This is a genomic window from Thioclava sp. GXIMD2076 (assembly GCF_037949795.1).
GTDB classification, from domain to species: domain Bacteria; phylum Pseudomonadota; class Alphaproteobacteria; order Rhodobacterales; family Rhodobacteraceae; genus Thioclava; species Thioclava kandeliae.
Map to the genome: position 1 here is coordinate 77745 of NZ_CP149933.1, position 15393 is coordinate 93137.

Genomic DNA, 15393 nt, shown 5'->3' on the forward strand with positions numbered 1-15393 from the left:
TACGGAGTGTCCGGATGGCGGGCGCTCAGGGTCGAACAGGAAAGACAGCCCCATGAACAGCAGTTCCGAATTGAGATTGGCCATCGGCCAGCAGCTTTACCGGATCGAGTCGCCCTTCGGGGCGCTCCCTGCGGATACTGGCACCGTGTCCGATGTCGCGGGTGCGCCGGACGGGAGCATCTGTCTGCTGACGCGCCGTGATCCGCGGGTGAGCGCGCCCGCCGATTGCGTCCATGTGCTCGACCGCGACGGCGCGCTTCTGCGCAGCTGGGGCGCGGGGAGGATTACGGATGCGCATAAGATCGCCATCGATCCGCAATCGCGGGTCTGGGTCGTGGACCGCGATGCCCATGAGGTGGTGGTCTTCGACATGCAGGGGCAGGAGCTGATGGCCATCGGGCAGCGCCATGGGCCGGGCCAGCCGTTCAACCACCCGACCGATGTCGCCTTCCTGTCGGATGGCGGATTTGTCGTGACCGATGGCTATGCCGGCGCGCAGGTGCATGTCTTCGGGCCGGAGGGCGAGAGGATCCGTGCCTTTGGCAGCCTCGGACGGCCCCCCGGCCAGTTCATCGTGCCACATGGCGTGGCGGTGCTCTCGGGGGACCGGATCGTTGTGGCCGATCGCGAGAATGACCGTGTGCAGATCTTCTCGCGTGAGGGGGAGGTTCTCGGGGTCTTCGATGTCTTCTGCCGCCCGATGGATGTATTTGTGGATGCGCAGGATACGATTTTCGTGACCGATGCGATCCCGACCCTGACGCGGATCAACGATCGGGGCGAGGTGCTCGGGCGCGGGCGCGGCTCTCTCAATGGTCCACACGGGTTCAGCGAGGGCCGGAGCGGAGAGATCCTGCTGGCCGAGACCAATCCGAGCCGCCTGAGCCGCCTGATCCCCCTGCGGGCTTGAATCCTGCCGGCCTAATCCCGTTGGCCTCAACCCTAGGGCCTGACAGACATCCTCGGGACTATTTCGGCACATGCGCCCCGACCGGTCGGGGCGCATGGTTTGTATCCGGCCTCAGGCCAGCGGGTCGAAGCCCGCCGGATGGCGTGGCACCGCCGCCTTGGGGAAGGGCGCGCGGGGTTGGAACCGCCCCGTGCCGGGGGCGGCCAGCACTTCACCCGCCTCCCATGCGCGGATCCCGCGCAGCCAGACTGCGATCGGCGCGCCGGTGGTCTCCATCCCCTCATAGGGGGTGTAATCCACGCCATGCTGCTGCATCTCGTTGGTCAGGATGCGCTGTTTCTTGGGGTCCCACAGCACGATATCGGCATCACTGCCCACCACCAGCGTGCCCTTTTGCGGCCAGAGGCCAAAGAGCTTTGCCGGTGCGGTCGAGACCAGATCCACAAAACGCATCGGGTCGATCCGGCCCTTGGTGACGCCCTCGTTGAAGACGATCGGCAGACGTGCCGCCAGGCCGGGGATGCCATTCGGGACCTTGTTGAACGGCGCATTCTCGCCGGCGTGGAGCTTGCCTTTCTCGCCGCCAAAAGAGGTCGGCGAGTGATCCGAGGTGATGGTCTCGATCGTATGGTCGCGGATCCGCGCCCAGAGCGCCTCGCGCGCGTCCGGCCCGCGCGGGCAGGGCGAGAACAGGAATTTCGCGCCTTCCATGCCGGGGCGGTCGAAATCCTCCTCGGTGAAGACCAGATATTGCGTGCAGGTCTCCGACCATGCCCGCACACCGCGATGGCGGGCGGCGGCGATCTCGGCCGCTGTGGCCTCGCCCGAGACATGGAAGATCTGCAGCGGCGCATCCAGCGCCTCGGCCAGCGTCAGGATGCGGTGGGCAGCCTCGCGCTCGCCGATCTCGGGACGCGCGAGCGCCGTGGCGGCGGGGGCCGTGTTGCCCTGACGCAGCAGTGCCTCGGTGAGATAGGCGATCAGGTCGTGGTTCTCGGCATGGATACAGCAGAGCATGTCATTACTCTTGGCAGCGGCCAGCGTGCGCAGGCAGGCCGCATCATCCAGCCGGTTGCCGCCGGTCATGAAGATCTTGACGGAGCGGTGCCCTTCCTCGGCGAGCGGCCCGAGTTCGGCCAATGCCGCGTCCGAGGCATCGGTCACCTGGATATGGAAGGCGAAATCGCAGCGCGAGCGGGTGCCACGCGCCATCATCTCCTCCACCGCCCCGCGCAGGGCAGAGCCCTGTTTCTGGACCGCGAACCCGATCAGCGTGGTGGTGCCGCCCGCAAGCGCCGAGGCCGTGCCGGAGGCGAAATCATCAGCGATTTCCGCGCCCGACGAGAGCGGTTGGTCGACATGGACATGGCTGTCGACGCCGCCTGGCAGCACCCACAGGCCGGTGGCGTCGATGGTTTCACGGCCGGACGGAAGGTCTTTGCCGATGGCGGTGATGCGGCCGTCGGTGACGGCGATGTCGGCGGTTTGCATATCGGCCGAAGTGACGATGACTCCGTTCCGGATGACGAGATCAGATGCGGTCATGGATCTTTGGAATTCCGAATGATTTTCGTTTGTTGACATTCACATGGATGCTGATCCGCACTCTATCCAGTTTACGGCTGGGTTGCCAGTCGGGCTTGGCCCTGAAACGCCGACGTGAACGGGGGGGAGATATATTTCGTGGGGATCGCCCCGCGCACGGGAAGGCCCTGCGCGGGTCCGGGCCAGCAGGCACCTGCCGCTCTTTCTGCTCTGCGGGCGGCCGGAACCTGCCACCCCCATGCAGGGGAGACAGGGCGCTCAATGCGAGCGGTCGGCACCGCTCTGTCTGGCCGTGCGGCGAGCATAGATCTCGCCCTCGCGGCTGAGCACCTCCTCGACGGGTAGGGTCGAGCCCGCAATGGTCTGATGGACAAGCCCGTGTAATCGCAGATCGATATAGCGCATGCAGCAGACCCTCAGGAACGAGGTAAAATTGCCGATATCATGGCCCTCATCGAGGCTTTCATTATAGAGCTGATGCAGGAGCTGCGGCACATTCATGCTGTCGCGCTCGGCGATTTCCTCCAGCACCATCCAGAACGACTTCTCCAGCCGGACCGATGTCACCATGCCATCCATTCGGATCGAGCGCGTCTGGCTTTCCCACAGATCGGATCGGGCTCCGACAAAAAGTCTACACATATCATTTCCTCCTTTGGTGATAGGGGCGGGCCGGAAGGCCCGACCCGCGTCACAGGGTGCCGCGTTTCAGCTCGCCTGCCAGATGGTCGGCCTGACGCATGGCCAGCGCGACAATGGTAAGCGTGGGATTTGCCGCAGCCCCCGTTGTCATCTGCGACCCGTCCGAGACGAAGAGATTGGCGACCTCATGCGCGCGGCCATTGCGGTCCACCACGCCATCTCCGGGCCGTGCGCTCATGCGCAAGGTGCCCAAGTTATGGGTCGAGGGGTAGGGCGGCGTGCGATGCGTGCCGGTGGTCCCCACGGTCTCGTAGAGCTTCTCGGCATGGGCATAGGCATATTCGCGCATGGCGACATCATTGGCATGATCGTCGAAATGGACGTTGGCCACGGGCAGATCCCACTGGTCGCGCACCGTATCGGAAAGGGTCACGCGGTTGCTGGCCTGCGGCATGTCCTCGCCCACGATCCACATGCCCGCCGTATTGGCATAAGCCTCCATGATCGCGGCAAATTCCGGCCCCCAGGCCCCCGGCTCGACAAAGGCCGCAAGGAAGGATGGCCCGAGCGCGATGGTCTCCATATAGTAGCCACCCACAAAGCCGCGCGCGGGGTCAAAGCGGCTTTCATCGGCAATGATCCCCGCCATTGTCTCGCCGCGATACATCTTCACGGGCTTGTCGAAGCGCGCATAGACCGAGCCGGTGAGGTGGCGCATATAGTTGCGGCCCACCTGATCGGAGCCATTGGCCAGCCCCGTCGGAAAGCGCGGACTGTCCGACAGAAGCAACAACCGCGCGGATTCGATCGAGTTGCCCGCAACACAGACCACTCGCGCCGCCTGCCGCTGCAGATTGCCCTCGCCATCGATATAGATCACCGCATCGGCGCGCCCGTCCTTGCCATGGGTGATGCGGATGGCGGTGCTGTCGGGGCGCAGATCCAACAGCCCTGTCTTAAGCGCGCGAGGGATCTCGCGCACAAGGGTCGACCATTTGGAGCCGTTCTTGTCGCCCTGAAAGTTGAACCCGTCCTGCACCGAGGCCGGACGCCCGTCATAGGGTTCGGCATTGGTGGCATAGGGGCCGGTGGCATACATCTTGTAGCCCACGCGCTCGGCCCCATTGGCGAAGACCTTGTAATTGTTGTTGGCCGGCAGGGCAGGGCGCCCGTGCCGGTGCGTGCTGCCCATCGCCTTCTCGGCGCGGTCGTAATAGGGTTCCATCTCCTCAAGCGTGATCGGCCAGTCGAGAAGCGAGGCGCCCTCGACCGCGCCATAGGTCGAGGCGGCCTTGAACTCATGCGCCTTGAAACGCGGTGTGGCGCCCGACCAATGGGTGGTGGTGCCCCCCACGGCCTTCACGATCCATGCAGGCAGGTTGGGGAAATCGCGTGCCACCCGCCATGAGCCCGATGTGGTGCGCGGGTCGAGCCAAGCCATCTGGTTGAAGGCTTCCCATTCGTTATTGATCCAGTCCTCGGGCTTGAGATGCGGGCCGGCCTCGAGGACCACGCATGCGATCCCCTGACGGGTCAGCTCATAGGCCAGCGTGCCGCCGCCCGCGCCCGAGCCGATGATGACCACGGCCTCTTCATCCAATGCGATCTGTTTCATGCGCGGCTCTATCATGGCTGTGCTCCCTCTTGCCCGTCATATTCCTCGATCCGTGGTTCGGGCAGCCAGTCGAGATCATTGAAGCCGCGGTGGATATAGCCCCCCTGATCGAAGCTCGCGCCCTCATAGCCAAGCGCCTGCCAGACCTCCTCGTCGTCATAGAGCGTGACCACGGCCTTGGCACGGACGAGCTGGAAAAAGCCCGTTTTCTCGATCCCGCGCAGATAGGTCAGCGCCGCGTCATCGCCCAGATCGGCAAAACCCTCATCGGCCAGATTGTCGAGGGCTGCGGCAAAAGAGATCTTCTGGCCGGGTGTCTGGCGCGCATCGTCGATCAGCGCCTTGGCGCAGCGCTCGTAAGGGGCATCGCTGAAGGATGGGTGCGGGAACATCACCCGCAACATGCGCATCAGGATGATGCGGCTGGATTCATGCCGGCCCAGTCCCAGACCGACATTGGCCGGTGCGGCACTGCCGAACACCGCGGCGACAAGCGCCGTCGACGTGCTGCCCAGCAGCACGTTCTTGTTTCTCGTCTTCATTGGGGTCCTCCTCCCGAATTCCGGCGCCTCCTACGCCGGTCGTCGCGTCTTATTTGAAGCGGCCTCCTTTCCCGATCACCTCGATCTGATAGCCGTCAGGGTCCGCGACAAAGAAAAACCGCGCAACCCGCTCGCCCCCGTTCTTGAAATCGACAATCTTGCGCGGCGCAAAGCCTTCGGCCTCAAAACGTGCATGTTCGGCCTCGAGATCATCGACCACAAAGGCCGCATGGCCATAGCCATTGCCCAGCTCATAGGGTGCCTCGGTGCCCTTGTTGATGGTCAGCTCCAGCTCGAAATCATTCTCGTCATTGGACAGATAGACGAGGGTGAAATCCTCGAAGTCCAGCCGCTCTGCCACGGTCAGACCGAAGGCCTTGCCGTAGAACGCGACCGAGCGCGCCTCGTCTCTCACGCGGATCATGCTATGGACGAATTTCGCCATGTAACCTCCCTTGGGGTGTTCGGATGATATATCCAGAGCGCCAGCCTATCAGCCGATCTGCGGGAACGGGTATTACCTCCATGCTACCTGTGCCCGCAAAGGTTGATCTAAGGCGGATGGCGCCCGTCTCAACGGTTTGACCGCCGGCGCATCACGAGAACTGGATGCCGCCGTCGATCATCACCGATTGGCCGGTCATGTAATCGGAATCATCCGAGGCGAGATAGGAGACATATTTGGCCACATCCTCGGGCTCCGAGACGCGGCCCAGCATGATCGCGCCCGCATATTTGCGGATCGCCTCGCCCTTGGCCAGGCCCTCTTCGGCGCCCAGTTTCTCGTCGATCAGATCCCACATATTTGTGCCGACAATCCCCGGACAATAGGCATTCACGGTGATCCCGTGTTTGGCCCATTCCATAGCCGCCGCCTGCGTCAGCCCGCGCACCGCCCATTTGGACGCGGAATACGGCCCGAGAAGCGCGAAGGGCCGATAGGCCACGATAGAGGCTGCACCGATGATCTTGCCTCCGCCGCCTTGCGCGATCATCTGCCTCGCCGCCGCCTGATAGCACAGGAAGACCCCGCGCAGATTGACATCCATGACCCTGTCCCAATCCGCGACATCGAGATCCAGAAGCCCCTGGATATGGGCGATACCGGCATTGGCAATCATGACATCAAGGCGTCCGAGCGCGGCCACAGTATCGGCGACCATGCGGTGCACCTCCTCGGGCTCCGAGACGTCGGCGATGGCGGTGCCGGATGTGCGGCCGAGACCACGGATCTCTTGCGCCACGGCCTCTGCGGCCTCTTCATTGGCCGGAATATCGTTGATCACGACATCATGGCCATCCTCGGCGAGCCGCAGCGCGATGGCGCGGCCAATCCCGCGGGCGGCACCGGTGACGAGTATCGCGCGTGATGTTGTCTTGCGCATGTCTGGTCCTCCTCCTGATCTGTTCCGGCGGGGCGGGCCTTCGAGGCGTTGCGCCGACCGGACGGTCAGTCTGCGACGGCGCGAGGGGCAGCGGGTAACATGGGGATACTACCTCTCTTCACGATCCCGTGGGGCTGCGAGACGGCTCGGAGCCTGCCCTAACCCCCGCGGGATGGTCTGGGGAGAGGTGGTCCACGCGGGTGCTTTATTTTCTAGACCGAATCGTCTATAAAATATCCATGCACCAGACTGACACCCCGCATCTCCCCGCCCCTAAGCCCCGCCGCGGTCGTCCCCGAAATGCGCCGGAATTCTCGGTGGCCCGCCAGAACCTGATCCGTGCAGGGCTCGAGCATCTGACCGAAAGAGGCTATTCTGCAGTCGGGGTCGACGAGATCCTGCAGGCCGCAAAGGTGACGAAAGGCAGTTTCTACCACTATTTCGGTAGTAAGGCCGATTTCGGTCTAGCACTGATCGCGGCCTATGACGCCTATTTCGTCACGCTGCTGGAGCGCGCTTTTGCCTGTGCGAACAGCTCGCCGCTCGAACGGATCAGGGTATTTGCCGAGCTGGCCGAAGAGGGGATGGCCCGCCACGGATTTCGGCGCGGGTGCCTTGTGGGAAATCTCGGACAGGAGATGGGCGCATTGCCGGATATGTTCAGAGGCGCTCTCGTGGCGGTGCTGGAACGCTGGCAGGCGCGCACGGCGACACTTTTTGCCGAGGCGCAGAGTGCGGGTGAACTGGCCGACGGGCATGACCCGCAGGCTCTGGCCGAGATGTTCTGGATCGGTTGGGAAGGGGCGGTGCTGCGCGCCAAACTCGAATTGCGTCCTGATCCCCTACGCAATTTTACCGATACCTTCCTTCACATGCTTGGCGGCGCTCCGCCGTGTTTCACCAAAGGATAAAATAATGAAAGCCATAGTCATCGACAAATCCGGTGACGGTCAGTCCGTCTCGCTGACGCAGATCGCCGACGCGCAGCTTCCCGAAGGAGATGTGCTGGTCGAAGTCGCCTATACGACGCTGAACTATAAGGATGCCTTGGCGATTACCGGCACGGCACCGGTCGTGCGCCGCTTCCCGATGGTGCCCGGCATCGATTTTACAGGCACCGTCGTGCAAAGCGGACATGCCGGTTTCAAGCCGGGCGACCGCGTGATCCTGAATGGCTGGGGTGTGGGCGAGAAACACTGGGGCGGTCTGGCCGAACGCGCACAGGTCAGCGGGGACTGGCTGGTGCCCTTGCCCGAGGGGCTCGATCTGCGTCAGGCGGCGGCCATCGGCACGGCGGGCTACACGGCCATGCTTTGTGTGCAGGCGCTGGAACGTCATGGTCTGACGCCCGCGCAGGGCGAGGTAGTGGTCAGCGGGGCGGCCGGCGGGGTCGGTAGCGTGGCAACCGCGCTTCTGGCGGCGAAGGGGTTCGAGGTCGCGGCAGTGACGGGCCGTGCCTCGGAGGCCGGATATTTGCGCGGTCTCGGGGCAAGCAGGGTGATCGACCGTGCGGAGCTGACGGGCAAGCCGCGGCCTTTGGGACAGGAACGTTGGGCTGGGGGTATCGATGTTGCAGGCAGTACGGTGCTGGCCAATATGCTGTCGATGATCAACTACGGCGGGGTGGTGGCGGCTTGCGGGCTGGCGGCGGGCATGGATCTGCCGGCATCTGTCGCCCCCTTCATCCTGCGTGGTGTGACACTTGCGGGGGTCGATAGCGTGATGTGCCCCAAAGCCCGCCGTCTTGCGGCATGGGCGGGGTTGGCCCAGGATCTCGATCTGGGCAAGCTCGAGGAGATGACCACCGAGCTTCCTTTTGAGGAGGTGATTGCCACGGCCTCGAAGTTCCTCGATGGCGGGGTGCGCGGCCGGATCGTCATTCCGGTCCGGGCCTGAGGCGCGACCGCCGACCCTGACGGACGTATAACGGTGCCGTCAGGGTCTGGCCGGTGCGCGTCTTCGGACCATATGCCCGGTCGGGGCTGCGGGAAAAGATTGTTTCTGTCGCACGTTCTCTGGTGCTATGGCCTCTGGAACAGGCGATAGACATGCCCGCCCGATCTACTGGGAAACCCGACCCTCTGCCAAAGCGGAAGAGGCCGATTACTCCAGTTTGAGCAACTGGGTCAGCTTGCCATTGCGCTCGAGAGTCATCAGCTCCGAACAGCCGCCGATATGGATGCCGTTGATGAAGATCTGCGGCACGGTATGCGCACCGCCTGCGCGCGAGATCATCTTCTGCCGTTTGCTGCGGGAAACCGCATCAATCTCGGTATAGGCGACCTTCCTGCTCTTCAGGATTGACTTCGCCCGCGAGCAATAGCCGCAATAGGGAGTGGTGTAGATTTCGACTTTGGCCATCACGCAGCCCTCTTGCTGGATGTGGGGGCATTCGCCCCCACGCTGTCAGGCCGTCGCTTCGACGGTGATCTCGGGCGTAACGTCAATGGTGACACCCGCCTTCTTGGCCAGATTGCCGATCATGCAGACCTTGTCGGCACGGGCGATCGCGGCTTCCGCTGCGCTGCGGTCATCCTCGGTCGCATTGGCGCTCAGAACCAGCTTGGCAGTGTGATGGATCGCGAATTCCTCGCCCGATGCCTTGGCTTGCGTGTCAACCGCAAGGGTCTGGACGGGGATGTTCTGCTTGGCGGTGATTGCACGCAGGGTCAGGGTGAAACAGGCCTGCGTGGACGAGGTGAACAGCGTCTTGGGATCGGTGCCCGCGCCCGAACCGCCGTATTCGGTCGGGATGCCGATGCCCGCTTCGAGGTTCTTGCCGGTGATCTTACCTTCGCCGTCAAAGCCGCCTTGCCAGGTGGCGCTCAGGGTGATGTCGCTCATGGTCTATTTCCTTATCTATATGCGGGTTGGGTATTCAGGCCGCGTTCACGGCCTTGACATATTTTGCTTTGGGGTTCAGCCCGACAACCATATCGACGGGCTGACCGTCCTTCATGATCACGACGGTCGGCACCGAGCGGATGCCGAAGGTGCCTGCGATCTCGGGCGCTTTGTCGATATCGATCTCGGCGAAGCCGGCGCTGTCCTTCATCTCGGCGGCGACCTCGTTAAAGACCGGCTCGAGTGCGATACAGGGGCGGCACCATGTGGCCCAGAAGCGCAGGACTTTCACACGGCCGGGGGTGTCCATGAACTCGGCAAAATTAGCGATATTGAGGCTGGTTACATCCTTCGACATTTCTGTCTCCTTCTGATGTGTGACAAACGGGTGGGACGCCTTAATGGGACGCCGCATCGGATGGCGGTCCGCATGTGGCGCCGCCTGGCAGCCCTGCATGGGCCATATGGATCGATGCCCTCCCGGGCATCGACCCTGAGGTGGTAAGCTTTCGGTGCATTCCTAGTGTGCCCCTTTACTTGCATTCTCGGTTGTTTTCAGCATATATGCTTTTAATGCGGGAGTTTAATTTCTTATTCGGCATCATTATATATTCTAAATAGAAATAAATGGAGTATCGAATGGAAATCAAGGAACTGCGCTGTTTTCTGCGGGTGGCCGAGACGCTCAATTTCAACCGTGCCGCGGAGATGCTGAATATGAGCCAGCCGGTGGTCACGAAGACCGTGGCCCAGCTGGAGCACAGGCTGGGGGTGAAGCTCTTCGAGCGCACCACGCGGCGTGTGGCGCTGACGGCGGCGGGGGTTGTGCTCAGGCGTGAGGCGGACGGGCTCTTGGCCCATCTCGATCAGGTGCAGCGCTCGGTCCGCCATGCGATTGCCGAGGAAAGCGGACGCTTTGCCATCGGCGTGACGCCCCTGGCGATGCAGACGGTGTTTCCTGCGGTGATGCGCGGCTTCCGCGCGCGCCATCCCGAGATCGACCTCCAGATCCACGAGATGCCCAGCGATGCGCAGGTCAGACAGCTTCTGGCTGCCGAGATCGACGCGGCCTTCCTGCTGCTGCCCGCCGCTGATCCGGCGCTGGAGGTGCAGGAGATCCATACCGAGCAGATGCGTCTGGCTGTTCCCAAGAGCCATCCCCATCTGAAAACGCTTGGCAATGCGCCGCTGCCGCTTTCGGCCTTTGCGGGCGAGACCTTCATCATTCCGCCGCGCGCGCAGAACCCCGGAGTGCATGACGAGATCATCCGTGCCTGTTCGGTCGCGGGCTTCCGGCCCAAGGTCAAGGACTGCACCGAGGGCCGCAGCTGCCTGTGTCTGGTGGAAGCGGGCATGGGGGTCAGTTTTGTGACCAACCGCATCGATTGTGCGGCAAGCGATGATATGCGGATCGTCGATCTGGAAGATCCGGCTCCCTCGCTTTGCGTGGCTCTGGCATGGCGCAAGGATGACCCTTCGGCGCTGTTGCAGGTGATCCGCGATCTGGCACTGGAAGAGGCGGTCATCTGACCGCCTCCCGTTTTATTATTCGTCTTCGGGCATTCAGGCGGCTTCGGGGCACTCCCCGCCATTTCCTGCGCGCAGGCTGGCACAATGGCGGCGGTCGATCCCTGCGCTGACAACAGCCAGCGCGAGCCCTACCAGCACCACGATGCCCGCAACCGGCCCCGTCATGCCGAGCCCCAGATGGTCGACAACCCAGCCGCCGCCCCCCGCACCGAGGGCAATCCCGAGATTGAAGGCCGAGATATTCATGCTCGAGGTCGCATTGACCGCACGCGGCGCGATCATGCTGGCCTGATTGACGGCGTAGAGCTGCAGGATGGAGACCGACCCGAACGCCACGATCCCCCAGACCATCACCAGAGGCACCATTGTCCAGAGGCTGCCCGAGAACGGGATCAGAAGCAACAGCGCCACGGCCATCACGCCATAGATCCCCAGAAGAACCGGCATCGCGCCGGTCCTGTCGGCAAGGCGCGCACAGATCAGGTTACCGATCGCCACGGCCACCCCGTAGAAGAACAGGAGCGTGCCGATCCCATTGGGCGTCATGCCGGTAAATGTCTCGAGGATCGGCGAAAGATAGGTGAAGGCCACGAACGAGCCGCCATAACCCACCAGTGTGATCGCGAAGAGAAGCGCCAAGCGCGGCTTGAGCACCACCGACATCTGTTCAAGGAACGAGGCAGGTGCCGGACGCTCGATATTATTCGGCAAAAGGCGCGCCAGGGCGAGGATCGAGATGACCCCGATGGCGGTCACCGCGATGAAGGTCGCGCGCCAGCCGAAGAAATTGGCGATGAACGTGCCCAGCGGCACCCCCGAGATCAGCGCGAGCGTAATGCCGGTGAACATGGTGGCAATCGCCTGCCCGGCTTTTTCCTTGGGCACCAGCTGGGCGGCAACCACAGTGGCCACCGAATAGAACACCCCCTGTACGACACCCGAAAGGATGCGGCCCAGAAGGAGCATGTTAAAGCTCGGCGCAAGGGCCGAGAGCGTATTGGCGATGATGAACAGCCCCATAAGGCCAAGCACCAGCTTCTTGCGGTCGAACCGCCCCGTCAGGGCGGTCAGCAGCGGTGCTGCAACCGCCACGGCAAGGGCATAGATGCTGACGGTCAGACCTGCGGTGGCAAGGCTGACATCTGTATCGCGGGCGATCTGCGGCAGGATCCCGACAATGACGAATTCCGCCATCCCGATAGCCAGCGCCGCAGCCGTAAGAGCCCAGACTCCGATAGGCATGAGTAACTCCGAATAGATTGGAAGCCCGCGGCAAGGCGGGCGGATACCCGGAGAGATAGGGGAAGGAAGCGCGTTTGATAAATTCTACATCGGAAATAAAAATACATCGGAAGCGTAATTAATACAGCCGTGTATGATATCCGTTCTCTGCCATAGCTTTTCGCCCTCCCGTCCAGGCAGGTAGCCGCTCTTGGGGAGAGGGCGGGAAATCAGGTATGGATATGTTTCGGGTTCGCTCGCGGCAGAGGGGCCCCGCTCCGGAGCAAGGGTCGGGATCACGATAAGCGGCCTCACTTCAGGTTTGTGCAGGGGCCAGCATGTCATCCTTCTCTATCGGGCGCATAATCGGGCGGTGGATATGAAGTCAGCTCGTATGGGGATGCCGAGCATCGGACATACTGTCGCCACGGAGTGTGCAAGCCCTATGACTTGTACATAGGTGGGCGCCCCAAGGCCATTTAATCAAAATGGTATGTGGCGGAGACGAAGGGATTCGAACCCTCGATACCGTTCCCGGTATACTCCCTTAGCAGGGGAGCGCCTTCGACCACTCGGCCACGTCTCCGTCGACCCGTATAGCCGACCAACTAACGGACATACAAGAGCAAGTTTTAGAATTTGGACAAAAAAACAAAAGCGCCTGCAAGCTCCTGAAAAGAGCCGAAAACACATCAGGCCCGAACGTATCCTGACAGAAGATTGTCTGCGCTTCCCATCCGGGTTTCGATCTGTTCTGGTGCCAGAAGTTGATTTCGCTGTGGCGGAGCCGGCTGTGTGGTTGCCGTGATCGAGATGCAGTCTCGGTTCGGATGATATGTGCTGCTTTCCTTGCGGGACATCTCCATCGCTCGGGAGGTGAGGGCGGAAAGATCAGGGAAAGACGCATAAGGTGCAAAAGACCAAACGGGTGGGAGATGGATTTCTACACGGCCGCGCTATGTCTGACTCAGGTTCGATCTGAGGGCGCGCATATGCGGATGAAGAAAAAGACGGATCTGCCGAGCAAGATCTGCCCTGTCTGCCAGCGCCCCTTTGTCTGGCGGAAGAAATGGGAGCGTGACTGGGAGCATGTGCTCTATTGCTCGGAGCGCTGCCGGAGACAGTCCAAGGGCAAGCCGGCAACCGCTCAGGAGGCGGGGTGACGCCCATGTGCGGACGGATCATCGACCCCAATCTCCGTAATACGGAAGCCGATTTCACCCAGCTCAAGATCGACCCGATCCAGCGTCGCTACAACGTCAAGCCGACGCAGGACGTTGTGATTTTGGGGAAAGACCCGCTTGTGGCGATGCAGGCGCGGTGGTGGCTGGTGCCTTCGTGGCACAGGGGTGTCTTGGAGGACTGGAAAGCCACGACTTTCAATGCGCGGATCGAGGAGGCGCGGGACAAGCCGAGCTTCCGGCAGGTCTGGCGCCATGGCCGCTGTCTGATCCCCGTGGGCGGGTTCTACGAATGGAGCGGGCCCAAAGGGGCGCGACGGCCGACTGTTGTCCTGCCCTCCGGTAATGAGGAGAATTTCTACCTAGCGGGGCTCGCGAGCCGCTGGGGCGATCTTCTGACCTGCACCGTCATGACCCGCGCGGCCAATGCCGCAATGGCGCCCATCCATCACCGGATGCCGTTGATGCTTGATGCCAGAGAGCGCGAGCTCTGGCTTTCGGGCGCTGGTGATCCGGATCTTGGGGCGGCGCCCCGCTTCCGGTACCGTCCGGTCGCGCCCTTCGCGCTGGAGGCGGACGGGCCGGAGCTTCTCGAGCCCTTCAATTGACCGTAAGTTAAGCGGACCTATTTTCTGCCGGAAACTATCCGCAAGATCGGATCAGCGATTGTATCGTCCCCTGATCCCTGTAATTGTCCGACGGTGTAAAAGGAGCAGGTTCATCGCAATGTATCCAAGGGCACAATTTCTGCAACCTGACGATCCCATGTCGGATGTCATTGCTGCGTTCGACTGGACATCGACCCCTTTGGGACCGATACATCAATGGCAGCCCGAATTGCGCACCGCCGTATCCATGATGCTCGCATCGAATTTCCCCAAAGCGATCGTCTGGGGGCCGGAGAGGATAACCATTCACAATTCCGCTTTCACGCCGATCCTCGGCGAGAAGGGGCTGGGCATCGGGCGGGGGTTTCACGAGATATGGTCGGAAGCCTGGGCCGAGATCGGGCCGATCTGGGAACGCGCGATGGCGGGCGAGGCGACGTTCATCGAGGATTTCAAGCTGCGGATCGAACGCAACGGGTATCCCGAGGACGCGCATTTCACCTTCTGCTATAGCCCGATCCGCGCCGAGAACGGACAGGTGCTGGGTATGCTGGATACGGTTGTCGAGACCTCGAAATCCGTTGATGCGATGGCACAAGCCGAGGTCGCCAATGCCGAGCTTGGCCACCGCATGCGCAATATGATCACCATTATAAGTAGTATGGCCCGCCACAGCTTGCGCGGCAGCCCCGAGATCGAGGCGATGTCGCGCGCCTTCTGCGAGCGGCTGGCGGCGCTGAGCGAGGCGCAGAGTCTTTTGGCGCATGGGGCCAAAAATGCGACCACCGTCGAGGCGCTGGTGAAACGCATCTGCGACGGTCGTGTGGTGACTGCCGATGCTCTGGTCATGAGCGGCCCTCCGGTCGTCATCGGCAGCCGTCAGGCCACTGCGCTGTCGCTGGCGGTCAATGAGCTGATCACCAATGCCATGAAATATGGGGCACTCTCGGTCGAGAACGGAAAGGTTTCTGTCGATTGGGGCATCGAGGGCGAAGAGTTCGTGTTTGCATGGGGCGAGCGCGATGGTCCGCCCGTGGCGGCTCCAGAGCGATCAGGCTTCGGTTCGAAACTTCTCGAACGCATCGTTCCGGCGAGTTTCATCGGCAAGGCAAGCGTAACCTACGCGCCCGAAGGCACCCGCTACGTTTTGCGCTCGAGCCGGCAGACCCTCGAGTAATCGCGTCCCGGAATAAAGCCGGCCCATGACGGACCACATCCTGCGGGTAGGGCAGGCCGCCTTTGGTCACAGCCCCCCGAGAACTTGGGCGGCGCTGTGATCTGCTGCGGGCCACGACGTCACGAGTTTCGGGCTTGAGCCTCTTTCCGTTGCATCCTGACATGTTTTCCCCGAGCGGGCGCCGCGGGTGGAA

General features: G+C 62.3%; 17 protein-coding genes and 1 tRNA gene. 7 read left to right on the forward strand and 11 right to left on the reverse strand.

All coding sequences use genetic code 11. From position 1 onward, the window contains the following. Positions 1–52: 52 nt before the first annotated feature. Entirely contained in the window at positions 53–910 is an 858-nt protein-coding gene (locus tag WDB91_RS14300; RefSeq protein ID WP_339114870.1) for a peptidase, read from the forward strand. 111 nt (positions 911–1021) lie between these two features. On the opposite strand, the gene hydA is transcribed toward WDB91_RS14300, so the two are convergent. The 6 genes from hydA to WDB91_RS14330 form a co-directional block, all read right to left on the reverse strand. Further along, the gene (hydA, locus tag WDB91_RS14305; protein ID WP_339114871.1) at positions 1022–2455 is read right to left on the reverse strand and encodes a dihydropyrimidinase; all 1434 of its coding nucleotides are present in this window, start codon (positions 2453–2455) and stop codon (positions 1022–1024) included. Between the two features lie 258 nt (positions 2456–2713). Beyond that, on the reverse strand, positions 2714–3097 hold the full coding sequence (locus WDB91_RS14310; protein WP_339114872.1) for a ribbon-helix-helix domain-containing protein: 384 nt from the start codon (positions 3095–3097) through the stop codon (positions 2714–2716). Positions 3098–3146: 49 nt separating this feature from the next. Next, on the reverse strand, positions 3147–4727 hold the full coding sequence (locus WDB91_RS14315; RefSeq protein ID WP_339114873.1) for a GMC family oxidoreductase: 1581 nt from the start codon (positions 4725–4727) through the stop codon (positions 3147–3149). Then, positions 4724–5254 (reverse strand): hypothetical protein, encoded by a 531-nt coding sequence (locus WDB91_RS14320; protein WP_339114874.1) that lies wholly within the window; start codon positions 5252–5254, stop codon positions 4724–4726. Before WDB91_RS14320 ends, WDB91_RS14315 begins: the two co-directional genes overlap by 4 nt. A gap of 49 nt (positions 5255–5303) precedes the next feature. Next, positions 5304–5699 (reverse strand): VOC family protein, encoded by a 396-nt coding sequence (locus WDB91_RS14325; RefSeq protein WP_339114875.1) that lies wholly within the window; start codon positions 5697–5699, stop codon positions 5304–5306. A 151-nt stretch (positions 5700–5850) separates the two neighbouring features. After that, positions 5851–6639, reverse strand: a complete 789-nt coding sequence (locus tag WDB91_RS14330) for a glucose 1-dehydrogenase (RefSeq protein WP_339114876.1) — start codon at positions 6637–6639, stop codon at positions 5851–5853. Positions 6640–6878: 239 nt separating this feature from the next. Between WDB91_RS14330 and WDB91_RS14335 the strand changes: the two genes are divergently transcribed. After that, positions 6879–7550 (forward strand): TetR/AcrR family transcriptional regulator, encoded by a 672-nt coding sequence (locus WDB91_RS14335; protein WP_339114877.1) that lies wholly within the window; start codon positions 6879–6881, stop codon positions 7548–7550. A 4-nt stretch (positions 7551–7554) separates the two neighbouring features. Then, entirely contained in the window at positions 7555–8535 is a 981-nt protein-coding gene (locus WDB91_RS14340; protein ID WP_339114878.1) for an MDR family oxidoreductase, read from the forward strand. A gap of 207 nt (positions 8536–8742) precedes the next feature. Here WDB91_RS14340 and grxC read toward each other — a convergent pair whose 3' ends face one another. Genes grxC through WDB91_RS14355 form a run of 3 tightly spaced genes read right to left on the reverse strand, consistent with a single transcriptional unit; the run spans position 8743 to position 9841 of the window. Then, positions 8743–9000: a glutaredoxin 3 gene (gene grxC, locus WDB91_RS14345; RefSeq protein ID WP_339114879.1), complete on the reverse strand. Its 258-nt coding sequence runs from the start codon at positions 8998–9000 to the stop codon at positions 8743–8745. 45 nt (positions 9001–9045) lie between these two features. Next, entirely contained in the window at positions 9046–9483 is a 438-nt protein-coding gene (locus WDB91_RS14350; protein ID WP_339114880.1) for an OsmC family protein, read from the reverse strand. 34 nt (positions 9484–9517) lie between these two features. Continuing rightward, positions 9518–9841: a thioredoxin domain-containing protein gene (locus WDB91_RS14355; RefSeq protein ID WP_339114881.1), complete on the reverse strand. Its 324-nt coding sequence runs from the start codon at positions 9839–9841 to the stop codon at positions 9518–9520. A 281-nt stretch (positions 9842–10122) separates the two neighbouring features. Here WDB91_RS14355 and WDB91_RS14360 point away from each other — a divergent pair, with 281 nt between their 5' ends. Beyond that, positions 10123–11013 carry a LysR family transcriptional regulator gene (locus tag WDB91_RS14360; protein WP_339114882.1) on the forward strand — a complete coding sequence of 297 codons (891 nt, stop codon included), beginning with the start codon at positions 10123–10125 and terminating at the stop codon, positions 11011–11013. A 33-nt stretch (positions 11014–11046) separates the two neighbouring features. Here the strand turns inward: WDB91_RS14360 and WDB91_RS14365 are convergent, their stop codons facing one another. Together WDB91_RS14365 and WDB91_RS14370 are read right to left on the reverse strand one after the other, a co-directional pair. Continuing rightward, a complete protein-coding gene (locus tag WDB91_RS14365) occupies positions 11047–12255 on the reverse strand; it encodes an MFS transporter (RefSeq protein ID WP_339114883.1) in 1209 nt (402 codons plus the stop codon). Between the two features lie 475 nt (positions 12256–12730). Next, positions 12731–12820: transfer RNA gene (locus tag WDB91_RS14370), tRNA-Ser, on the reverse strand. A 406-nt stretch (positions 12821–13226) separates the two neighbouring features. Here WDB91_RS14370 and WDB91_RS14375 point away from each other — a divergent pair. The 3 genes from WDB91_RS14375 (at position 13227) to WDB91_RS14385 (ending at position 15200) form a co-directional block, all read left to right on the forward strand. Next, entirely contained in the window at positions 13227–13397 is a 171-nt protein-coding gene (locus WDB91_RS14375; RefSeq protein WP_339114884.1) for a DUF2256 domain-containing protein, read from the forward strand. 5 nt (positions 13398–13402) lie between these two features. Then, positions 13403–14023 (forward strand): SOS response-associated peptidase, encoded by a 621-nt coding sequence (locus WDB91_RS14380; RefSeq protein WP_339114885.1) that lies wholly within the window; start codon positions 13403–13405, stop codon positions 14021–14023. 157 nt (positions 14024–14180) lie between these two features. Further along, positions 14181–15200: an HWE histidine kinase domain-containing protein gene (locus WDB91_RS14385; RefSeq protein WP_339114886.1), complete on the forward strand. Its 1020-nt coding sequence runs from the start codon at positions 14181–14183 to the stop codon at positions 15198–15200. Positions 15201–15393 lie beyond the last annotated feature (193 nt).